This window comes from Nocardioides alcanivorans (genome assembly GCF_021555175.1).
GTDB lineage: Bacteria > Actinomycetota > Actinomycetes > Propionibacteriales > Nocardioidaceae > Nocardioides > Nocardioides alcanivorans.
Genome location: NZ_JAKGRW010000004.1, coordinates 129,877 through 151,310, shown reverse-complemented (window position 1 = coordinate 151,310; position 21,434 = coordinate 129,877). Strand labels below are relative to the sequence as shown.

16 protein-coding genes, 3 pseudogenes and 1 CRISPR repeat array are annotated in these 21,434 nt (G+C 67.4%); of the genes and pseudogenes, 7 read left to right on the top strand and 12 right to left on the bottom strand.

Translation table 11 applies throughout. From position 1 onward, the window contains the following. Positions 1-7: 7 nt before the first annotated feature. The 7 genes and pseudogenes from hisF to L1066_RS02455 form a co-directional block, all read right to left on the bottom strand. A complete protein-coding gene (gene hisF, locus L1066_RS02485; protein WP_235734820.1) occupies positions 8-769 on the bottom strand; it encodes an imidazole glycerol phosphate synthase subunit HisF in 762 nt (253 codons plus the stop codon). Then, positions 766-1,500 (bottom strand): bifunctional 1-(5-phosphoribosyl)-5-((5-phosphoribosylamino)methylideneamino)imidazole-4-carboxamide isomerase/phosphoribosylanthranilate isomerase PriA, encoded by a 735-nt coding sequence (gene priA, locus L1066_RS02480; protein WP_235734819.1) that lies wholly within the window; start codon positions 1,498-1,500, stop codon positions 766-768. Before priA ends, hisF begins: the two co-directional genes overlap by 4 nt. Positions 1,501-1,525: 25 nt before the next feature. Continuing rightward, positions 1,526-2,157: pseudogene (hisH, locus tag L1066_RS02475) on the bottom strand (imidazole glycerol phosphate synthase subunit HisH). Continuing rightward, positions 2,154-2,789: an imidazoleglycerol-phosphate dehydratase HisB gene (hisB, locus tag L1066_RS02470; RefSeq protein ID WP_235734817.1), complete on the bottom strand. Its 636-nt coding sequence runs from the start codon at positions 2,787-2,789 to the stop codon at positions 2,154-2,156. The pseudogene hisH and the gene hisB overlap by 4 nt, the downstream one beginning before the upstream one ends. Beyond that, on the bottom strand, positions 2,786-3,898 hold the full coding sequence (locus L1066_RS02465) for a histidinol-phosphate transaminase (RefSeq protein WP_235734816.1): 1,113 nt from the start codon (positions 3,896-3,898) through the stop codon (positions 2,786-2,788). The genes hisB and L1066_RS02465 overlap by 4 nt, the downstream gene beginning before the upstream one ends. Further along, positions 3,895-5,207 (bottom strand): annotated as a pseudogene (hisD, locus tag L1066_RS02460) (histidinol dehydrogenase). Before hisD ends, L1066_RS02465 begins: the two are co-directional and overlap by 4 nt. Before the next feature lie 750 nt (positions 5,208-5,957). Next, positions 5,958-7,529, bottom strand: coding sequence for an HNH endonuclease signature motif containing protein (locus L1066_RS02455; RefSeq protein WP_235734815.1), 1,572 nt, complete (start codon positions 7,527-7,529; stop codon positions 5,958-5,960). A gap of 85 nt (positions 7,530-7,614) precedes the next feature. After that, positions 7,615-7,865: direct repeats of the CRISPR family, unit length 23 nt; unit sequence GGTCTCGACAAGCTCGACCAACG. Positions 7,866-7,915: 50 nt separating this feature from the next. On the opposite strand from L1066_RS02455, the gene L1066_RS02450 reads away from it, so the two are divergent. From L1066_RS02450 to L1066_RS27385, 3 genes are read left to right on the top strand one after another with little or no spacing between them, the layout of a single operon-like run. Then, positions 7,916-8,674, top strand: coding sequence for an MBL fold metallo-hydrolase (locus tag L1066_RS02450; RefSeq protein ID WP_235734814.1), 759 nt, complete (start codon positions 7,916-7,918; stop codon positions 8,672-8,674). Positions 8,675-8,684: 10 nt separating this feature from the next. Then, on the top strand, positions 8,685-9,281 hold the full coding sequence (locus L1066_RS02445) for a DUF3097 family protein (RefSeq protein ID WP_312006804.1): 597 nt from the start codon (positions 8,685-8,687) through the stop codon (positions 9,279-9,281). Next, positions 9,275-9,535: a DUF3097 family protein gene (locus tag L1066_RS27385; RefSeq protein WP_312006802.1), complete on the top strand. Its 261-nt coding sequence runs from the start codon at positions 9,275-9,277 to the stop codon at positions 9,533-9,535. The genes L1066_RS02445 and L1066_RS27385 overlap by 7 nt, the downstream gene beginning before the upstream one ends. A 17-nt stretch (positions 9,536-9,552) precedes the next feature. Here the strand turns inward: L1066_RS27385 and L1066_RS02440 are convergent, their stop codons facing one another. The 5 genes and pseudogenes from L1066_RS02440 to L1066_RS02425 form a co-directional block, all read right to left on the bottom strand. Beyond that, the gene (locus L1066_RS02440) at positions 9,553-10,293 is read right to left on the bottom strand and encodes a hypothetical protein (protein ID WP_235734813.1); all 741 of its coding nucleotides are present in this window, start codon (positions 10,291-10,293) and stop codon (positions 9,553-9,555) included. Continuing rightward, positions 10,290-10,808 (bottom strand): hypothetical protein, encoded by a 519-nt coding sequence (locus tag L1066_RS02435; RefSeq protein WP_235734812.1) that lies wholly within the window; start codon positions 10,806-10,808, stop codon positions 10,290-10,292. The genes L1066_RS02440 and L1066_RS02435 overlap by 4 nt, the downstream gene beginning before the upstream one ends. A gap of 100 nt (positions 10,809-10,908) precedes the next feature. Beyond that, positions 10,909-12,120 carry a radical SAM family heme chaperone HemW gene (hemW, locus tag L1066_RS02430; RefSeq protein WP_235734811.1) on the bottom strand — a complete coding sequence of 404 codons (1,212 nt, stop codon included), beginning with the start codon at positions 12,118-12,120 and terminating at the stop codon, positions 10,909-10,911. Positions 12,121-12,184: 64 nt separating this feature from the next. Further along, positions 12,185-12,721 (bottom strand): hypothetical protein, encoded by a 537-nt coding sequence (locus tag L1066_RS29065; RefSeq protein ID WP_446499889.1) that lies wholly within the window; start codon positions 12,719-12,721, stop codon positions 12,185-12,187. Between the two features lie 45 nt (positions 12,722-12,766). Then, positions 12,767-13,989, bottom strand: a pseudogene (locus tag L1066_RS02425) (AMP-dependent synthetase/ligase); the annotation flags it as partial. 292 nt (positions 13,990-14,281) lie between these two features. Between L1066_RS02425 and L1066_RS02420 the strand changes: the two are divergent. The 4 genes from L1066_RS02420 to L1066_RS02405 all read left to right on the top strand — a co-directional run bounded on the left by L1066_RS02420 (position 14,282) and on the right by L1066_RS02405 (position 21,410). Further along, complete coding sequence (locus L1066_RS02420) at positions 14,282-15,904, top strand: ABC transporter substrate-binding protein (protein ID WP_235734810.1); 1,623 nt, start codon at positions 14,282-14,284, stop codon at positions 15,902-15,904. A gap of 217 nt (positions 15,905-16,121) precedes the next feature. Next, complete coding sequence (locus L1066_RS02415; protein WP_235734809.1) at positions 16,122-17,750, top strand: ABC transporter substrate-binding protein; 1,629 nt, start codon at positions 16,122-16,124, stop codon at positions 17,748-17,750. A 213-nt stretch (positions 17,751-17,963) separates the two neighbouring features. Continuing rightward, positions 17,964-19,595, top strand: a complete 1,632-nt coding sequence (locus L1066_RS02410) for an ABC transporter substrate-binding protein (protein ID WP_235734808.1) — start codon at positions 17,964-17,966, stop codon at positions 19,593-19,595. Between the two features lie 189 nt (positions 19,596-19,784). Beyond that, entirely contained in the window at positions 19,785-21,410 is a 1,626-nt protein-coding gene (locus L1066_RS02405) for an ABC transporter substrate-binding protein (RefSeq protein WP_235734799.1), read from the top strand. Positions 21,411-21,434 lie beyond the last annotated feature (24 nt).

Below are 21,434 nucleotides of genomic sequence, written 5' to 3'. Positions count from 1 at the left end.
CCCTGCCTCAGCGGACCGGGTGGCCGGCCTCGCTCAGTGCCTGCTTGACCTCTCCGATGCGCAACGTGCCGAAGTGGAAGACCGATGCGGCCAACACGGCGTCGGCACCGGCATCGACCGCGGGAGCGAAGTGTTCCACCGCGCCGGCTCCGCCCGAAGCGATGACCGGGATGGTGACCTCGCGACGTACGGCGCGCAGCAGCTCCAGGTCGAAGCCGTCGCGGGTGCCATCGGCGTCCATGGAGTTGAGCAGGATCTCCCCGGCGCCGAGCTCGGCGGCCCTCACCGCCCAAGCGACGGCGTCGAGGCCGGCCGACTGGCGCCCGCCGTGGGTGGTGACCTCGAAGCCGGAGTCCGTGCCCTCGGCCCGGCGGGCGTCGACGGAGAGCACCAGGACCTGGTTGCCGAAGCGGTCGGCGATCTCCGCGACCAACTCCGGCCGGGTGATGGCGGCGGTGTTGACGCCGACCTTGTCGGCGCCGGCCCGCAGCAGCCGGTCGACGTCAGCGACCTCGCGGACGCCACCGCCGACGGTCAACGGGATGAAGACCTCCTCGGCCGTCCGAGAGACGATCTCCATCGTCGTTGCCCGTCCCTGGTGGGAAGCAGAGATGTCGAGGAACGTGAGTTCGTCGGCACCCTCCGCGTCGTAGGTGCGGGCCAATTCCACCGGGTCACCGGCGTCGCGCAGCTCCTTGAAGTTGACTCCCTTGACCACCCGGCCGGCGTCGACGTCGAGGCACGGGATGACCCGAACAGCAAGGCTCATCGGGCGCCCTTGGTCAGCGCGAGCGCGTCCTCGAGGGTGAAGCGGCCCTCGTAGAGCGCCGTACCGGCTATGGCGCCCTCGACGCCGTCAGGCACGAGCTCCATCAGGGCGCGGACGTCGTCGAGGGTGGTGACGCCCCCGCTGGCCACGACGGGGCGGTCGGTGCGGGAGCAGACGTCGCGCAACAGCTCGACGTTGGGGCCCTGCAGCATGCCGTCCTTGTTGACGTCGGTGATGACGTAACGCGCACATCCCTCGGCGTCGAGGCGGGCGAGGGTCTCGTAGAGGTCGCCGCCCTCGCGGGTCCAACCGCGGGCCGCCAAGGTGGTGCCGCGGACGTCGAGCGCGATGGCGACGCGGTCGCCGTACGTCGCGATCGCCTTCGCGCACCACTCCGGGTTCTCGATGGCCGCGGTGCCGATGTTGACCCGGCGACACCCGGTGGCCAGGGCAGCTTCCAGCGACTCGTCGTCACGGATGCCGCCACTCATCTCGACGTCGATGTCGAGTCGGCCGACGATCTCCGCCTTGGCTTCGGCATTGCTGCCGCTGCCGAAGGCGCCGTCGAGGTCGACCAGGTGGAGCCACTCGGCGCCGGCCGCCTGCCAGCGCAGCGCGGCCTCGACCGGGTTGCCGAAGACCTTCTCGGAGCCGTCGACGCCCTGGACGAGCTGGACGGCACGACCGCCCTTGATGTCCACGGCAGGCAGCAGTTGCAGGTAGTCGCTCATCGGTGTTCTTCCTCGGCAGGTGTGGTCACAGGGAGGCGACCCAGTTGCGCAACAGCTGCGCCCCTGCGTCGCCGGACTTCTCGGGGTGGAACTGGGTGGCGGTCAACGGACCGTTCTCGACGGCCGCGACGAAACGGTCGCCGCCGTGCTCGGCCCAGGTGACCAGGGGGCGCGGGTGCGGTCGTTGGTGACCAGTGTCCAGTCGCGCACGCCGTAGGAGTGGACGAAGTAGAAGCGGTCCTTCTCGGCACCGGCGAAGAGGCGCGACCCGTCGGGAACCTCCACGGTGTTCCATCCCATGTGCGGCACGACGGGCGCCTGGATGCGTTCGACGACGCCGGGCCACTCGTCACAGCCTTCGGTCTCCACGCCGTGCTCGACCCCTCGGGCGAAGAGCACCTGCATGCCGACGCAGATGCCGAGGACCGGTCGTCCCCCGGCGAGGCGGCGTCCGATGATCTCCGGGCCCTTGACCGCACGCAGGCCCGCCATGCAGGCGGCGTATGCCCCGACCCCGGGGACCAGCAGACCGTCTGCCTCCAACGCACGCTGCTTGTCGGCGGTGAGGGTCACCTCCGCTCCGGCTCGCTCGAGTGCGCGTACGGCGGAACGCAGGTTGCCCGACCCGTAGTCGAGCACCACGACGTCCTTCGTCATGAGCTCAGTGTGCCCTTGGTGGAGGGCACCCCGGTCTCCCGCGGGTCGAGGGCGATCGCGTCACGGAAGGCGCGCGCGAACGCCTTGAACTGGGTCTCCACGATGTGGTGCGGTTCCCGCCCGGCGAGCACCCGCACGTGCAGCGCGATGTGGGCGTGGAAGGCGATCGTCTCGAAGACGTGCTTGGTCAGCGATCCGAGGTAGCCGACGCCCCCGGCGCCACCGCCGAGGGTCACGTAGATCTGCCCTTCCGGCTCGCCGGTGTGCACGCAGTAGGGACGGCCCGAAATGTCGACGACCGCCTGGACGAGCGCTTCGTCGAGCGGCACCGTCGCGTCGCCGAACCGGCGGGTGCCCACCTTGTCGCCGAGTGCTTCACGCAGGGCTTCGCCGAGCACGATCGCGGTGTCCTCGACGGTGTGGTGGGCGTCGATGTGGACGTCGCCGTCGGCGTGGACGACGAGGTCGATCAGCGCGTGCCGGGCGAAGGAGTTGAGCATGTGGTCATAGAAACCGACACCCGTGGAGATGTCGGCCCTGCCGGTGCCGTCGAGGTCGACCTCGACGTGGATCTTCGACTCCTTCGTCTCCCGGTCCAACGTCGCAGTACGGCGGACTGTTCGCTCGCTCACGCCGCTCCTCCTTCTTCCTCGGCCCGGACCTCGGTCAGGGCTTGCTTGAACGTCTGCATCTCTTGCGGAGTGCCGATCGACACCCGCAGCCAACCGTCGGGGCCGGTCTCCCGAATGAGTACGCCGCGGTCCACCAGCGCCTGCCAGGTCGCGTGCCGGTCGGCGACGCTGCCGAAGAGCACGAAATTGGCGTCGGAGTCGGCGACCTGGAAGCCCTGGGCACGCAGCCAGGCGACGGTGGCGTCGCGCTCCTCGCGCAGTTCGTCGACCTTGCCCAGCAGCTCCGGCGCGTGGCGCAGCGCAGCGAGCGCGGCGGCCTGGGTGACCGCAGAGAGGTGGTAGGGCAGCCGGACGATGCGCAGCGCATCGACGATCTCCGGCGCCGCCGCCAGGTAGCCGAGACGGGCGCCGGCCAGGGCGAAGGCCTTGCTCATGGTGCGGGTGACGACCAGGTTGCGGTGCTGCGGCAGCACCTCGAGTGCGCTGGGTACGCCGCTGCGGCGGAACTCACCGTAGGCCTCGTCGATGACGACGATGCCGTTGCCCGCTGCCTCGCACAGCACCTGGACGGCCTCGGGCGGAAGGGCGGTGCCGGTCGGGTTGTTGGGACTCGGCAGGAGCACCACGGCCGGCTCCACCTCGAGAACCTTCGCGCGCGCCGCGTCGAGGTCCAGGCTGAAGTCGCCCTCGCGACGTCCGGCCACCCATTCGGTGAGCGAGTCGCGGGCGTACTCCGGATACATGGAGTAGGTGGGCGCGAAGGAGAGCGCGCGTCGACCTGGACCACCGAAGGCCTGCAGGAGCTGCAGCATCACCTCGTTGGATCCGTTGGCAGCCCACAGGTTGGCGAGGGTGAGCCCCTGCCCGCCGTCGCCGTTGAGGTAGGTCGCCAGCGCCTCGCGCAGCGCGACCGCCTCCCGGTCGGGATAACGGTTGAGCGTCAGCGCAGCCTCGCGGACCGCTTCGGCAATGTCTGCTGCCGCGGCTGCCGACGGACCGTAGGGATTCTCGTTGGTGTTGAGCTGCACCGGAACGTCGAGCTGCGGGGCGCCGTACGGCTCCTCCCCCACCAGCGCGTCACGCAGCGGGGGCCAGGGAAGCGCGCTCACCGGCGGCCGCCCTCGTTCCCGAAGCGCACCCGGACGGCAGCTGCGTGACCCGGCAGGTCTTCGGCCTCCGCCAGCGTGGTGACGTGGTCGGCGACCTCGGTGAGCGCGTCGCGGCTGTAGTTCACGACGTGCACGGACTTCAGGAAGGCACGCACCGACAGGCCCGACGAGTGGCAGGCGCAGCCAGCTGTGGGCAGCACGTGGTTGGAGCCGGCGCAGTAGTCACCGAGCGAGACCGGGGCCCAGGGGCCGATGAAGATGGCGCCGGCGTTGATGACGCGGGCGGCCCACTGCTCTGCGTCGACGGTCTGGATCTCGAGGTGCTCGGCAGCGTAGGCGTTGACGATCGCAAGACCCTGCTCGAGGTCGTCGACGAGCACGATGCCCGACTGCTTGCCCGAGAGCGACGCCTTGATGCGCTCGACGTGGCGCGTGACAGCGACCTGTTTGTCGAGTTCGGCCTCGACATCGGCAGCGAGAGTCTCCGAGGGGTGACCAGCACCGCGGAGGCCAAGGGGTCGTGCTCAGCCTGGCTGATCAGGTCTGCCGCAACGAATGCAGCCTCGGCCGTGTCGTCGGCGAGCACCGCGATCTCGGTGGGTCCTGCCTCGGAGTCGATGCCGACCAGGCCCTTGAGGAGACGCTTGGCGGAGACGGTGTAGATGTTGCCCGGGCCGGTGACGAGATCGACCTTCTCGCAGCCGGCAACGCCGTGGGCGAACATCGCGATGGCCTGGGCGCCCCCGACGGCGTAGACCTCGTCGATGCCGAGCAGAGCGCAGGCAGCGAGGATGGTCGGGTGTGGCAGGCCGCCGAACTCCTTCTGGGGCGAGGAGGTGAGGGCGATCGAAGTGACGCCGGCAACCTGCGCCGGGACCACGTTCATGACCACGGAGGAGACGAGGGGTGCCAAGCCCCCGGGCACGTAGAGGCCGACTCGCCGTACGGGCACCATCCGCTGCTCGACGACGGCACCGGGTGCGAGTTCCGTGCGCTTGTCGGACTCGAGCTCCTCGGCACACGTGGCGCGGAGGCGACGGATCGACTCCTCGAGACCGGCGCGGATCGCGGGGTCGAGGACTTCGAGTGCGTGGGTGATGGCTTCCGCTGGGACGCGTACGTCGGTCTGCTCGACGCCGTCGAACTTCGCGGAGTACTCCCGAATCGCCTCGATGCCACGGTCACGCACGTCGTCACAGATGGGCCGCACCACATGAATCGCCGCTTCGACGTCGAAGTCCGAGCGCGGCACGGCGCTGCGGTAGTCGGTGCCGGGGGCGCTTCCCCGAAGGTCGATACGGCGGATCATGGCTCCGAGTCTAGTCGCCAGCGGGCAGTCTCGTTCCCCGCGTCCCCGATGGTCGAGCCTGTACCCGATGGTCGACCCTGTATCTCGTTGGTCGAGCTTGTCGAGACCCCCGCCGCAGCCCCGCTGGTCGAGCCGGTACGTCGTTGGTCGAGCCTGTCGTGACCCTGCCCCGGGCCGTGCCGCCCGGGCAACCTCCCTCGCTGGGGCGGCGCGTCGTGCGCACAGCTCCTCGTGTTGGTTGCGTCGGGCGGGCGCCCGCCGCGGCCAAGCCCCTTGACGCTCCGACGGCAACCCCGGACGTCCCACCCCGCCCCGCGCACCCCGCTGGTCGAGCCGGTCTCCCGTTGGTCGACCTGTACGTCGTTGGTCGAGCTTGTCGAGACCACTGCCGCACCCCGCCGATAGAGCCCATACGCCGTCGGTCGAGCTTGTCGAGACCAGCTCTGATCCGCGGGGCAAGGTCTCGACAGGCTCGACCACCGGGATCCTGTTCTCGAGCCCATGGCATCCCCGCCGGTCGAGCTTGTCGAGACCATTGCCGCACCCCGTTGCTCGAGCCCGTACGCCGTTGCCCGAGTCCCTACGTCGGTGGTCGAGCCCGTACGCCGTTGGTCGAGCTTGTCGAGACCCCGCCCCTCTGGTCGGTGTGGTGGGCGTGCCTGTGCCCCGGGAGAGCGTGTGTTCTCCCGGGGTGGGCGGGTGGTGCTGTTCGGCAGGCGCTGTTTGTGACCCGGTGGTGCTCAGCGGGGCTCAGCGGGTCTCGCTGATGTCGCTGTTGTCGGTGGTGTCGTGGGTGCCTTGGGGTGTGACCAGCCAGGTCCTGCCGTGCTGGCTGGTCCAGATATACGTCCCGTCCCTGGTTCGTCGGTAACGCCAGTGGCCGTGGGTTTTCATCAGGTGGTGACGTCGACACAACGGAGCCAGATTCTCCGGCCGGGTTTGCCCGGGCGGGCCACCCTCACCGGGTGGAAGGTAGGGGTCGATGTGGTCCAGGTCGGCGTCCCAGCTGGAGCGTTCACAGTTGGGATACACACAATGCGGGTCACGCAACCGGACCAAAGTATCCATCCACTCAGGTGGATCATGACGATCCACTGCATCGGTCCTGTTCACATCCACCACCGGGGTCACCGACGCAAGCGAACCGTGACGGGTGATCCAGTCCCGTAGCTGGGTGGTGAGGACCTGCCCCAACCGGTCGGTGGAGGCGATCCCGTCGCCGTCCAACCCCAACTCGTGGGGGTCGAGGCCCAACGCCAACAGGTCCGCAAGGTTCACATGGGCCATCACCCGCAACCCACGCCGACGCCCGAACGGCCCCGGGGCCGTCACCAACCGACCCGGCTTCACCCCAATCACCGGCTCGCCCAGCACCGGGTTGCCCAGCACCGGGTTGCCCAGCACCGGCTCGCCACCCGCCGCCGCAACGGCGGACGAGGCGCTGCCGGCGTCGGTGCCGTCGGTGCTGCTGTCGTCGGTGCTGCTGTCGTCATCAATGAGGGTGGTGTAGGTGAGGGCGGGTTGGTCGGTGTCGTCGGTGAGCCGTCCGATCGCTTTGGCACGGCGTTGGTTCACTGTGTCGGTGTCACCCAGGCGCCGCATCGTCTCGGCCTCGGCGGACAACAAGTCCATGAACCGGGTCAGGTCCAGCGAGTCACCAACAGCTTGCAACTCGGAGGTGCCGGCAACACCGCCGGCTCCTTCTTCGTGTCCGGCGTGGGGGTGGTGCAGCCACACACCCCAATCGGCCTTCCCTTTGGGAGCGGTGGGGTCTTTGATCAGCTCGGGGTGGAACTTGGCGATCGCCATCGCCAACCACTTCTCAATGGTCGGCCAGCCGGTGAGGCCGGTGGCGGCGAGGTGGTCGTCGAACCACCGTGCAGCGGCGTACGACAGTTTCCTGGTGAGGAGGGCGACGCGGCGGGCGTTCCACCCCGGCACCGCGAGGGCTTCGACCTTCGCCCACAACAGCGGGAGCCGGTGGACCAGGTCCAGGGCGTCGGCGACCAACGCGAAACCAGCACCCCGCGAGATCCCAGCCGAGGCGGCGAGCTCCTCCACCGCGAACAACGCGACATCGGGGGTGCCGTCCCCGGAGATCGCCTGTTCACAGTCGGTGGGGAACAGGGTCTCGTCACCCACCACTGCCTTCGGCTTGTCAGGGGACGGTGGGTGCATGATCGCCCACTGATAAGCCAACCGCAGCTTCTTACGGGCCATCTTCAGTTCGACGACCCGGTCCTCGGCCAGGAAACCAAGCAGCGTCCCGCCATCGAGGTCAGAGACCTCGTACGGCTGGTGACGGGCGTCGATTTCGATCATGAAACCAGTCCAACATTTCGCTCCGACACAACCAGCGGCACCGGGACTCAGGCTGTGGACAACCACCACCGCACTGCCGGAACGAGGTCTCGACAAGCTCGACCAACGGCGGCGGGGCAGGCTGGGTCTCGACAAGCTCGACCAACGAAACGGTCTCGACAGGCTCGACCAACGGGGGTGCGACGCGGGGTCTCGACAAGCTCGACCAACGGCGGCGGGCGAGGCGGGTCTCGACAAGCTCGACCTCCGGGGGTGGGCGGCGCGAGGTGGTCTCGACAAGCTCGACCAACGAGCCGGTGGGCGGGCGGCGGGTGGTCTCGACAAGCTCGACCGACGAACGGTCTCGACGGGCTCGACCTCGAACGGGGTGGCTAGGCTCGATGGCCATGGGCTTCACCGAGATCGCCGATCGTGTCTGGGTCGACCGACAGGAGTGGCTCGACCTCAACATCGTGCTCATCGCCGGCGATGCCGGGCTGGTGCTCGTCGACACCACCGGGTCGGCGAGGACCGCGCGCCAACTGCGTGACGAGGTACGACGCATCTCACCCGCTCCGCTGCGTGCGGTCGTGAACACTCACGACCACTGGGACCACGTCGGGGGCAACGGCGTGCTGGCGGGCGAAGCAGCCGAGGTGATCTCCCACGAGAACGCCAAGGTGCCGGCAACGGCAGCATTCTCCTCGGCCAAGGTGATCGATCTCGGGGACCGCACGCTCGAACTGGTTCACCCAGGTCGTGGCCACACGGGCGGCGACCTCGTCGTCCGCGTTCCCGACGTCGACACCCTCATCGCCGGAGACCTCGTCGAGGAATCGGCTCCCCCGGCGTACGGCCCCGACTCCTACCCCCTCGAGTGGGCACAGAGTCTCGACGTCGTCCTCTCCCTGACCACTGCCGGCACCCAGGTCGTTCCTGGGCACGGCGCCCGGGTCGATCGCGACTTCGTCGAGGAGCAGCGGTCGGGCATCGGCATCGTCGCCGAGACCATCCGCGATCTCGCCGGCCGCGGCGTCCCCGCGGACCATGCCCTCGCGACCGGCACGTGGCCGTTTCCTCGAGAATCGCTCACAGACGCCATCGCCCGCGGTTGGTCACACCTCCCACGCGGGTCGCTACGCCTTCCCTTGGTCACCAAGAACTAACGTTGTGCGGGTGACTTCCCCGCACAACCGTTACGGCTCCGACGTCCTCAAGACCGACTGGCGCAAGCCCCCACGCGGCCGCTCCACCGAACTGCCGGCGACGCAGGGCCTGGTCGTCGAGGAGGTCAGCACCGACTGGTGCGGCGAAGTCGTTGCGGTCGATCGCGACCTGCGCACGGTCACCCTGGAGGACCGGCGCAGCAAGCGACGTACCTTCCCGATGGGCCCTGGCTTCCTGGTCGAGGGCAAGCCCGTCGTGCTCGTTCCGCCCATCCGCACGACTGCTCCGGCCGCACCCACGCGTACCGCCTCCGGTTCAGTGGCCGTGCAGGGCACCAAGGCTCGCGTCGCCCGCGCCAGCCGGATCTTCGTCGAAGGCCGACACGACGCCGAGCTCGTCGAGAAGGTCTGGGGTGACGACCTCCGGATCGAGGGCGTCGTCGTCGAGTTCCTTGGCGGAGTCGACGATCTCTCCGAGTCGCTGCGCGACTTCCGTCCGGGTCCCGACCGCAAGGTCGGCGTACTCGTCGACCACCTCGTGCCCGGTTCGAAGGAGAGCAAGATCGCCCAGCGCATCCAGGCCTCTCCCTGGGCCAGCACGTGCTGATCGTCGGCCATCCCTACATCGATGTCTGGGCGGCCGTGAAGCCCGAGCGCATTGGCAAGAAGTCGTGGCCGGACGTGCCCCGCCACCTCGAGTGGAAGAAGGGCGTCTGCCAACAGTTCGGGTGGCCGCACCGCGACCAGACCGACATTGCCCGTGCCTGGCAGCACATCCTGAGCAAGGTGAACTCCTGGAACGACCTCGACCCCGCACTCATCGGACGGGTCGAGGAGCTCATCGACTTCGTGACCTCCTGAGCGCCGGCAGGCAACCGTCAGGTTGGAGACACACCGCGCCGGTCGAAGTCGGCACGGCGCGCCGTTGCAGCAGCGCGCCGTTGCACCGAGTCGACCAGTGGCAACCCAGAGGTCGCCGCTACGTCCTGCACGGCGACGACGCGCACGCCGACGGGCCCCGGCACCACATCTGGCGCCAGCCCCTGCCAGCGCAGGAAGATCAGGCCACGCAGATCGCCCGCGGTGTCGATCCAGTTCGCGACACCCGGGTCCTCGGCCGCGATGACGTAACGCACTCGTCCCGCGTCGACGTGGGCCTGGGTGAGATTCAGGCTGGACGCGTGGTCCCAGTAGTCGGTGGAGACGAAGAGTGCGTCGCCCAGCTGGAGACCCAGGTACGGCGCCCCGCAGTGCTCGACGGTCAGCTCCAGCGCCTCTCCGGGCGCCAGGTCGAAGCGACCATAGGCGCTGACCTGACCGGGGAGCCCGCCGACCGACGGTGCCGGGTCGAGCACTGTCTGCGCCGGCAGCCCGAACAGCCGCGCCGTGTAGCGGTCCCAGAAGACCACCGCGTCCCTCGTCCTCGCCGCCACCTCCTGAGCCAGGTCCTCCGAGGGCAGCTCCCGCGCCGGACCGCTCAACTGGCGCAGGCGCAGCGCAGCAGGCACTTCGTCCGACCAGTCGTTGAGCGTGTCGCGTAAGATCAGCATCGACGGACCGGGCGGAAGCATCAGGTGCGGCCCGCCCACCTGGGCCGCGTCACGCGCATCCAGGGTCACCCGGAAGCATCCCGCCGGATCGAGGTCGAGGTCGTCGCCGCTGAGCAGCCCCAGTGTCTCGTGCAGGCTGTCGCCTTCCCCGGCTGGCCGTCCATGAGTTGCAGATAGAGGTCGTAGGAACTGTTGCGCTCACCTTCCAACACATATCCGAGCGAGCCGTCGAGCCTGGCAGTGCGATAGACGTTGTCGGGGTTGTCGAGTCCCGCCCGCCCGAACGGATAGGGGCTGCGCAGCAGTTGCGGTACCGACTCTCGGTTGGCGAGCGAAGACATCGCCTTCATCACGGCGACGCCGTCGACATAGGCGACGACCCGCTCCCGCGCGATTCCCCTCACGTGAGGGGAATCGGCAAGTTCCGACACGAGCTCAGCCACCGCAGCCCGTACCACCGGGTCCTCCACCACCTCTCGTGCCCGCGGCAGGAGTTCCCGGCAGAGCTCGAGATCCTCGCCCTCGAAGCGTGGGTCGAACCCACTGTCCTCGGGGAGGGAGTGCTCGGGCGGCTGTGGCTGCATGGTGCCTCCTGCAGGACGACGTCGCGCCATCCTGACTGCCCACGCGACCGTCCGCGCCTCAGGTCCCGCTGGTAGGGCCCAGGTCACGGCACGGACCGGGTCAAGGCAGCAGGGCGCGCACCACGGCGTCGGCGAGCAGCCGTCCCTGCTGGGTCAGGAGGATCTGCCCGTCTCCCGGCTCGACCAACCCGCGCGCCCGGAGCTCAGGCAACGCTGCCAATCCGTCGGGCTCCACCAGCTCCGGGTCGAGTCCCTCACGCAACCGCAGCTCCAGGAGCACCCGTTCCACCCGGCGGCTCTCCGGATCCAGCGTCTCGCGCCCGGCAGCCGGGGACTCCCCCGCCGCCAGTCGCTGGGCGTACGCCGTCGGATGCTTCACGTTCCACCACCGCACCCCACCGACGTGGGAGTGGGCACCGGGGCCAATGCCCCACCAGTCTGCGCCACGCCAGTAGTGCAGGTTGTGGCGGCACCGTGCCGCCTCGTCGCGAGACCAGTTGGAGACCTCGTACCAGCCGAGCCCGGCCTCGCCCAGCAGCCTGTCCGCCAGCTCGTACTTGTCGGCGAAGTCGTCGTCATCGGTCATCGGCACCTCACCTCGGCGGACCCGCCGCGCCAACGCGGTGCCCTCCTCCACGATGAGGGAGTACGCCGACACGTGGTCGGGCGCGCAGGCGAGCGCCGTGCGCAACGAGGTCTCCCAGTCACCCATCGACTCCCCGGGCGTCCCGTAGATGAGATCGAGACTGACCTGCTCGAAGCCGGCCTCACGGGCCCACTCCACGACCCGGGGCACTCGCTCGGGATCGTGCGTCCGATCGAGCGTGGCCAGCACGTGGGGCACCGCTGACTGCATGCCGAAGGAGAGCCTGTTGAAGCCTCCCTCTCGCAACTCGGCCAAGCTCTGCGGCGTGACGCTGTCCGGGTTGGCCTCGGTCGTCACTTCCGCGCCGGGGGTCAGCCCGAACCGAGATCGAACGCCCTCCAGCATCTGGACCAGGTCGGCTGACGGCAGGAGTGTCGGCGTACCCCCGCCGAAGAAGACGGTGTCGACGAGCCGTTCGTCCGTGCCGAGCACCCGGCGGGCCAGGTCGATCTCGCTGACCGCCGAGTCCGCGTAGGTCGATCGCGACACGCCCTGCCCCAGCTCCTCGGCCGTGTAGGTGTTGAAGTCGCAGTACCCGCATCGCGTCGTGCAGAAGGGCACGTGCACGTAGAACGCGAGGGGCACGGACCCGCGCTCGTGCAGGGCGGAAGCGGGCAACGCGCCGTCAGCCGGCGCCGGGTCACCGTCAGGCAGGGCGGAGGGCACCCACCCATCAAATCAGAGTTGCCGGGCGCGAGCCCAACGGCCCGCACCCGGCAACTGTCTCGGATCACCCGTAGAGCGAGTCGATCAGGCCTTGGTTGTTGTTCTCGACGACGTTGCGCTTCACCTTGAGGGACGGCGTGAGCTCACCCGACTCGATCGTCAGGTCGTGGTCGAGGATTGCGTGCTTCTTGATCGTCTCCCACCGGTTGAGCTCCTGGTTGAGCTCGTCGATGTAGCCGGCCACCATCGACTTGACCTTGTCGCTGTTGACGATCTCGGTGTAGGTCGCCCCGGACATGCCGTTCTCCTCGGCCCACCCGGCCATGGCCTCCGGGTCCAGCGTGACCAGTGCGACGACATAGTTGCGCTCGGCACCGAACACCATGAACTGACTGGCGTAGGGGCAGATGACCTTGAACTTGGCCTCCAGCGCCGGAGGGGCGATGTACTTGCCACCCGAGGTCTTGAAGAGCTCCTTGATCCGGCCCGTGATCCGCAGGAAGCCGGCGTCGTCGAGCGATCCCTTGTCTCCGGTGCGGAGCCAGCCGTCGGACGTCAGTGCCTTGGCCGTCTCCTCAGGCAGGTTGTGATAGCCCTCCATGACGCCCGGTCCGCGAACCCAGACCTCGCCCTCGGCCGCATCGTTGCCGCTGTCGTCGACGATGCGCACCTCGCTGCCGGTGAAGACCGGGCCGACCGTGCCGAAGCGGTACTCATGGGGGTGGTTGACGAACGCACCTGCTGAGGTCTCCGTGAGCCCGTAGCCCTCGAGGATCACGATGCCTGCGGAGTGGAACCACTCGGCGACGTCCTTGTTGAGGGCAGCAGCTCCGGAGATGAAGAAGCGGACGCGGCCACCGAAGCGATCACGGACCTTCGAGAAGACGAGCTTGTCGAAGAGGCCGTGCTGGACCTTCAGCCCGAGCGGGATGGACTTGCCCTCTCGCTTCAGCTCGTCGACCTTGCGACCGACGGCGAAGGCCTGATTGAAGATCTTCTCCTTGAGGCCGCCCTCGGCCTGCTGCATGGTGATGATCTTGGCGTAGGCCTTCTCGAAGATCCGCGGCGCTGCACCCATGAAGGTCGGCCTCACGACGGCCAGGTTGTCGATGATCTTGTCGATCCGACCGTCGATCGCCGTGGCGAAACCACAGGCCATCTGGGCCGACAGCAGGACCTTGCCGAACGAGTGGGCCATCGGCAGCCACAGGAACTGCAGATCGGTCTCGTCGAGGATGTTCTGGTTGCGGATCGCCTCGCCCTCGTACACCCACGAGCTGTGCTTGAGACGCACCCCTTGGGGCGGCCCGTCGTGCCGGAGGTGTAGATCAAGGTGGCGATCTGGTCGGGACGAATCGCCTCGGCGTGCTCCTCGATGGTGCCGGGATGGCTGCTGAGGAACTCCTCGCCGAGCGCGGCAAGGTCATCGAAACCGATGATCCAGTCCCCGTCGGCGGTGCCGTCGAAGACGACCACCTTGCTCAGGGCGGGCAGCTCGTCGCGGTGCTCGACCAGCTTGGCGACCTGCTCGTCGTCCTCGGCGAAGATCACCCGGCACTCGGCGTCACCGACGATGTAGGCCGAGTCGGCCGCGTGGCTGCTCGGATAGACCGTCGTGGTGGCACCGCCGGAGAGCATCACCGCCAGGTCGGCCAGGATCCACTCGATCCGGGTGTTGGAGAGAATGCCGACCCGCTGCTCGGATTCGATGCCGAGCGCCAGCAGCCCGGCCGCGAGCTTGGTGGCCCGGTCACCGGCCTGCTGCCAGGTGAGCGATTCCCAGCCCTCGCCCCGCGGGAAGCGGAAGGCTTCTGCGGGCCCCGACTTGCGGACCCGGTCGAGGAACTGGACGGCCACGTTCTTGGGCATGGTTTCGATGAAGGAGGCGTCGTAGTTGATCGGCATAAGATCGTGGCTCTCTCGTTCGGCGGTGGGCTCTGACCACTCGGGGCTGACAGTCCTGCAAGTAACCTAGATCACTATCCCTACTGGCGGGTAGGGAAAGGCGAGGATCTTTCCGGAAACCCATGGGCGCACTGCACCGTGCGTTTCCACCCAATGACCGGGACAAGAACTCAAGGAGTGTTCGGCATCTCCATAGCGTGTCCGTCGACACACCGGGCTGATTCCACGTCGACCCGGCCCCGGATCTGGAGGATTGATGCTGAACCGCACTGCGAAGCTCAAGCGCTTTGCCGTTGTCGCCGTCGCCGGAGCGTTGCTGCTCACGGGCTGCGCCAACACCGACGACGAGAAGAAGGACAACGACTCGTCCGACAACGCCGCCCTGTCGAAGGAGGAGATCTACGTCCAGGGTGTCGTCGGCAAGCAGGCCGACGCTGGGGACCCGAAGGACGGCGGCACGCTCGCAGTGGTCGAGTACGCCGAGGCCCGCAGCCTCGATCCCACCAAGACCATCCCCAACGGCGCCGTCGGCGGCAACGCCCTCGCCGCGATCTACGACACGTTGCTTCGTTACGACGTGGCCGAGAACAAGTACGTCCCGCTGCTGGCCGAGTCCCTCGAGACCACCGATGACACGGTCTTCACGCTGAAGCTGCGCGAGGGCGTCAAGTTCACCGACGGCACGCCGCTCAACGCCGAAGCCGTGATCGGCAGCATCGGCTACTTCATGGAGAACCGGGGCTTCAACGTGCTGGTCCTCGGGACCAACATCAAGGACATGTCGGCCGTCGACGACCTCACCGTCGAGTTCACCCTGAACAAGCCCTGGGCGACCTTCCCGATGATGCTCACCTCGGGCGCCGGCATGATCCTCGCCCCGGCCGCGATCAAGGGTGGCCCCGACAACTTCAAGCCGATCGGCGCGGGTCCCTTCAAGTTCGAGTCCTACAAGCCCTCCGAGGAGCTCACCGTTGTCCGCAACGATGACTACTTCGGTGAGAAGGCCCACCTCGACAAGATCCGCTTCACCTGGATCCAGGCCGACCAGGCAAAGTACGACTCCTTCAAGACGGGTGAGGTCGACGTCGTCAGCGTTCGCGCCCCCAAGGTGCTCGAGGAAGCGCGCCAGGCCGGCAACGCCGGCATCATGTACACCGTCGGCGCCGGTGGCACCATCAACATCAACAACCGCGAGGACCGCCCCGGCAACAACCTGAAGATCCGTCAGGCGATCAAGGCTGCCATCGACAACGAGCTCTACCTCGACCGCACCCAGGACGGTGCTGGCCTGCCCACCAACAGCGTCTTCTCCCAGGCCTGGCCCTACTCCACGCCGATCGAGGACGCAGACCACGACCCCGCAGCCGCCAAGCAGCTCGTCGAAGAGGCCAAGGCCGAGGGCGCCGACACCAACCTGACCTACATCGGACAGTCCGACCCCGTGTCGCAGTCGGCTGCGGTGACCATCCAGGCCATGCTGGAGGAAGCTGGCCTCACCATCGAGCTGGACCTGCTGCGCGACGTCGCGGAGCAGACTGCCCGCACCTACGGCACCCACGACTTCGACCTGGCCATGGGCGCGCTGAGCATCGCCGAGGACCCCTACACGTCGTTCATGAGCAACGCCTACAGCACCTCGCCGTCGAACGCGCTGGGCTACGCCAACAAGGACATGGACAAGCTCCTCGATGAACTGCAGGCGAAGCAGCCCATCGAGGCGATGGACATCCTGGCCGAGATCGACGCGCTGTGGCAGGAGACCGTCCCCAACGTGGTCATCTCCGAGGGCGGCTTCTTCTCCCCCTGGCAGAAGAACGTCCACGGCATCATCCCGACCTCGCAGAACATCATGCTCTACCACGACGCCTGGAAGTCCTGACCGACGAGGCCAGCCACCCGGCGCCACCTGCTCCACCCGAAGTGCCCGACCGAGACCGGTCGGGCACTTCGCCCATTTCGAAGGGTTCAAGGATTGAGGGCTGCCCTCTTCCGGTGAATGGGAATCTCCACCGCGCGACTTAAGTCACGTCCTTAGCGTGACGCCCGACACCTGCTGATCCGACTCTGCTCGGACGGCACCAGTACATGGAGGATGCATGCTGAACCGCACCGCGACGCGCAACCGCGTCGCTGTCGCCGTCATGGCCGGAGCCCTGCTGCTCACCGGTTGTGCGGACTCGGGCGATGACAAGGACAACAACTCCAACGCCGGCAACGGCGGCGGGGAGATGAGCAAGGACGAGATCTACACCAGGGGCGTCGTCAACGTCCCCGCCGACGAGGGCACGCCCAAGGACGGCGGCACCCTCGAGGTCGTGGAGTACGCCGAGGCCCGCAGCCTCGACCCGACCAAGACCATCCCGAACGGTGCAGTGGGTGGCAACGTTCTCGCTGCCGTCTACGACACGCTGCTGCGCTACGACAACGACGAGAACACCTACATCCCCCTGCTGGCCGAGTCCCTCGAGACGACCGATGACCAGGTCTTCACGCTGAAGCTGCGTGAGGGCGTGAAGTTCAGCGACGGCACGCCGCTCAACGCCGAGGCCGTGATCGGCAGCATCGGCTACTTCATGGAGAACCGGGGCTTCAACGTCGCGCTGCTCGCCGGCAACATCAAGGAGATGAAGCCGGTCGACGACCTCACCGTCGAGTTCACCCTGAACAAGCCGTGGGCGACCTTCCCGATGATGCTCACGTCGGGCGCCGGCATGATCCTCGCCCCGGCCGCCATCAAGGGTGGCCCGGACAAGTTCACCCCGATCGGCGCGGGTCCCTTCAAGTTCGACGCCTACAAGCCGTCCGAGGAGCTCACCGTTGTCCGCAACGATGACTACTTCGGCGAGAAGCCGCACCTCGACAAGATCCGCTTCACCTGGATCCAGGCCGACCAGGCCAAGTACGAGGCCTTCCAGACCGGCAACGTCGACGTGATCAGCGTCCGCGCGCCCAAGGTGCTCGAAGACGCTCGCGCGGCCGGCCTGCCCGGCATCATGGCACCGGTCGGGCAGGGCAACACGATCTGGATCAACAGCCGTGAGGGCCGTCCGGGCGCGGATCTCAAGATCCGCCAGGCGATCAACGCTGCGATCGACCCCGAGCTCTACCTCGAGCGCACCCAGGACGGAGCAGGTCTGCCCACGCGGAACATCTACTCCAAGGCGTTCCCCTACTACACCGACATCGAGACCGCCGACTTCGACGCCGACCTGGCGAAGAAGCTGGTCGAAGAGGCCAAGGCCGAAGGCGCAGAGACCGCGATGAGCTACGTCGGCCAGTCCGACCCGGCCTCGCAGGCCGGCGCGGTGACCGTCAAGGCCATGCTCGAGGACGCCGGCTTCAAGATCACCCTCGACCTGGTCCGCGACGTCGCCGAGCAGACCGCTCGCCTCTACGTCACCAACGACTTCGACCTGGCACTTGGCTCCATGAGCATCGCCGAGGACCCGTACATGTCGCTGATGAACAACATCTACTCCACGTCGCCTGCCAACCCGGCCGGCTACGCCAACAAGGAGATGGACGCACTCATCGACGAGCTCCAGACCAAGCAGCCCGTCGAGGCGATCGACACCCTCGAGGAGATCAACAAGCTCTGGCAGGAGACGGTCCCGGCGGTGACGCTCGCCAACGGCGGCTTCTTCACCCCGTGGCAGGAGGACATCCACGGCATCATGCCCACGTCGCAGGGCATCATGCTCTACCACGACGCCTGGAAGGCGTGACCTCAAGGGGTTGACCGCCTCGACACCGAGGCACAACGGCCACCCAGGCTGAGAGCATCACCGAAGCGTCCGGTCGATTCAATCGACCGGACGCTTCGCCGTATCCGGTGAGCGGGACTCGTAGGCCATGCGGTCCACGTCACGTACCTAGTGTGACCTCCGACACCCGCCGACCCGGCCCTGGCCGGACTGCACCCAGCCCATGGAGGATTCATGCTGAACCGCACCGCGACGCGCAACCGTGTCGCAGTTGCCGTGATGGCCGGAGCGTTGCTGCTCACCGGCTGCGCCGACTCGGGCGATGACGACAAGGACAACAACTCCAACGCCGGCAACGGCGGCGGGGAGATGACCACGGATGAGATCTATGTCCGCGGTCCCGTGAACGTGCCCGCCGACGAGGGCACGCCCAAGGACGGCGGCACCCTCGAGGTGGTCGACTACTCCGAGGCCCGCAGCCTCGACCCGACCAAGACGATCCCGAGCGGCGCCGTCGGCGGCAACGCCCTCGCCGCCGTCTACGACACGCTGCTGCGCTACGACAACGTCGAGAACACCTATGCGCCCCTCCTCGCGGAGTCGCTGGAGACGGATGACGACACCACCTTCACCCTGAAGCTCCGCGAGGGTGCCACGTTCAGCGATGGCACGCCGCTCAACGCCGAGGCCGTGATCGGCAGCATCGGCTACTTCATGGAGAACCGGGGCTTCAACACGGCGTTGCTCGCGGGCAACATCAAGGAGATGAAGCCGGTCGACGACCTGACGGTCGAGTTCACCCTGAACAAGCCGTGGGCGACCTTCCCGATGATGCTCACCTCGGGGGCCGGCATGATCCTGGCCCCGGCCGCGATCAAGGGCGGTCCGGACAAGTTCACCCCGATCGGCGCGGGTCCCTTCAAGTTCGAGTCCTACAAGCCCGCCGAAGAGCTCACCCTCGTCCGCAACGACGACTACTTCGGTGAGAAGCCGCACCTCGACAAGATCCGCTTCACCTGGATCCAGGCCGACCAGGCCAAGTACGAGGCCTTCCAGACCGGCAACGTCGACGTGATCAGCATCCGCGCCCCCAAGGTGCTCGAAGAGGCCCGCAGGGCTGGCCACCCCGGCTACATGACCCCCGTCGGCAACGGCAACACCATCTGGATCAACAGCCGCGAGGGTCGCCCCGGCGAGAACCTCAAGGTCCGCCAGGCCATCAACGCCGCCATCGACAACGAGCTCTACCTCGAGCGCACGGCCGACGGCGCCGGCCTGCCGTCGCGGAACATCTACTCCAAGGCGTTCCCCTATTACACCGACATCGAGACCGCCGACTACGACGCCGACCTGGCGAAGAAGCTCGTCGAAGAGGCCAAGGCCGAAGGCGCCGTCACCGAGATGCAGTACGTCGGCCAGTCCGACCCGGCCTCCCAGGCCGGCGCGGTGACCGTCAAGGCCATGCTCGAGGACGCCGGCTTCAAGATCGAGCTCGACCTGGTGCGCGACGTGGCTGAGCAGGTTGCTCGCCTCTACGCCACCAACGACTTCGACCTCGCACTCGGCGCCATGAGCATCGCGGAAGACCCCTACATGTCGCTGATGAACAACATCTACTCCGGATCGCCGTCCAACCCGGCCGGCTACGCCAACAAGGAGATGGACGCACTCATCGACGAGCTCCAGACCAAGCAGCCACTTGAGGCGATCGACACCCTCGAGGCGATCAACAAGCTGTGGCAGGAGAGCATCCCGTCCGTGGTACTGGCCGAGGGCGGCTTCTTCAGCCCGTGGCAGGACAACATCCACGGCATCGACAAGTCGTCGAACGACATCCAGCTCTACCACGACGCCTGGAAGGAATGATCCGCACAAGCTGATCAAACAGCCAGCGTCAGCGAGGCGCCCGGTCGAATCATTCGACTGGGCGTCTCGCCATTTCCGGTGAATGGGACCAATCACCGGGATGGCCGGTACGTCGTCACCTAATGTGACGTCCGACACATCCACGACCCGTGCCTCTGGCGCGGACGGATCCCAGCCCATGGAGGATTCATGCTGAACCGCACCGCGACGCGAAACCGCGTTGCTGTCGCCGTCATGGCCGGAGCACTGCTGCTCACCGGCTGTGCCGACTCGGGCGATGACGACAAGAAGGACGACAACAGCACCGGCGGAGGTGCGATGTCGAAGGCGGAGATCTACACCCAGGGCATCGTCGGGGACACCAGCGACCCGGGAGAGCCCAAGGATGGCGGCACCCTCGAGATGGTCGAGTACGGCGAGGCCCGCAGCTTCGACCCGACCAAGACGATCCCCAACGGGGCGGTCGGCGGCAACGTGCTCGCGGCGATCTACGACACGCTGCTGCGCTACGACGTCGAGCAGAACACCTACGTGCCGCTCCTGGCCGAGTCCCTGGAGACCGACGACGACATCACCTTCACCCTGAAGCTCCGCGAGGGCGCCACGTTCAGCGACGGCAGCCCCGTCAACTCGGCAGCGGTCCTGGGCAGCATCGGCTACTTCATGGAGAACCGGGGCTTCAACGTCCTGGTCCTCGCGACCAACATCAAGGACATGAAGCCCGTCGACGACCTGACGGTCGAGTTCACGATGAACCGGCCCTGGGCCACCTTCCCGATGATGCTCACCTCCGGTGCCGGGATGATCCTCGCCCCGGCGGCCATCAAGGACGGCCCCGACAAGTTCACCCCGATCGGCGCCGGTCCCTTCAAGGTCGAGGACTACAAGCCCTCCGAAGAGACCGTCCTGGTCCGCAACGACGACTACTTCGGCGAGAAGCCCCACCTCGACAAGATCCGCTTCAGCTACCTCCAGGCCGACCGGGCCAAGTGGGAGGCCTTCAAGACCGGCAAGATCGACGTTGCCAACTTCCGCGCTCCGGAGGTCCTCGAGGAGGCCCGCCAGGAGGGTGTCTCGGGCATCATGAGCCCCGTTGGCTCCGGCATCAACATCTGGATCAACAACCGCGAGGGTCGCCCCGGCGAGAACCTCAAGGTCCGCCAGGCCATCAACGCAGCCCTCGACGAGGAGCTCTACCTCGACCGCACCGCCAACGGCGCGGGCATGCCGTCGCGCAGCATCTACAGCCAGGCCTTCTCCTACTACCCCGATTCCGAGGTCGGCGGCTTCGATCTCGACAAGGCGAAGAGCCTCGTCGAGGAGGCCAAGGCCGAGGGGGCCAACACCGAGGTCTCCTACATCACCCAGTCCGATCCTGCCTCCCAGGCCGGCGCGGTGACCGTCAAGGCCATGTTGGAGAGTGCTGGTTTCAAGGTCGAGCTCGACCTGCTCCGCGACATCACGGAGCAGACCACGCGCCTCTACGTCGACCACGACTTCGACCTCGCCATGGGCGCGATGTCCATCGCCGAGGACCCCTACACCTCGCTGGCGAACAACATCTACAGCACGTCGCCGTCCAACCCGGCCGGCTACGCCAACAAGGACATGGACAAGCTCATCGACGAGTTGCAGGCAAGCCAGCCCATCGAGGCCATGGACACCCTCAGGGCGATCGACGAGCTCTGGTCGGAGACCGTGCCTGGTGCCTCACTGGGCGAGGGCGGCTTCTTCGCTCCGTGGCAGGACAACATCCACGGCATCATCCCGACGTCGCAGAGCATCATGCTCTTCCACGGCGCCTGGAAGAGCTGACCTGATCCACCAGGGCTGATCAGC

Coding starts and splice junctions, on each gene's coding strand:
- L1066_RS02420 (WP_235734810.1), top strand. CDS start 14,282: ATGCTGAACCGCACTGCGAAGCTCAAGCGCTTTGCCGTTGTCGCCGTC.
- hisF (WP_235734820.1), bottom strand. CDS start 769: ATGAGCCTTGCTGTTCGGGTCATCCCGTGCCTCGACGTCGACGCCGGC.
- priA (WP_235734819.1), bottom strand. CDS start 1,500: ATGAGCGACTACCTGCAACTGCTGCCTGCCGTGGACATCAAGGGCGGT.
- L1066_RS29065 (WP_446499889.1), bottom strand. CDS start 12,721: ATGGAGGGCTATCACAACCTGCCTGAGGAGACGGCCAAGGCACTGACG.
- L1066_RS02410 (WP_235734808.1), top strand. CDS start 17,964: ATGCTGAACCGCACCGCGACGCGCAACCGTGTCGCAGTTGCCGTGATG.
- L1066_RS02435 (WP_235734812.1), bottom strand. CDS start 10,808: ATGCAGCCACAGCCGCCCGAGCACTCCCTCCCCGAGGACAGTGGGTTC.
- L1066_RS02450 (WP_235734814.1), top strand. CDS start 7,916: ATGGGCTTCACCGAGATCGCCGATCGTGTCTGGGTCGACCGACAGGAG.
- L1066_RS02415 (WP_235734809.1), top strand. CDS start 16,122: ATGCTGAACCGCACCGCGACGCGCAACCGCGTCGCTGTCGCCGTCATG.
- L1066_RS02455 (WP_235734815.1), bottom strand. CDS start 7,529: ATGATCGAAATCGACGCCCGTCACCAGCCGTACGAGGTCTCTGACCTC.
- L1066_RS02405 (WP_235734799.1), top strand. CDS start 19,785: ATGCTGAACCGCACCGCGACGCGAAACCGCGTTGCTGTCGCCGTCATG.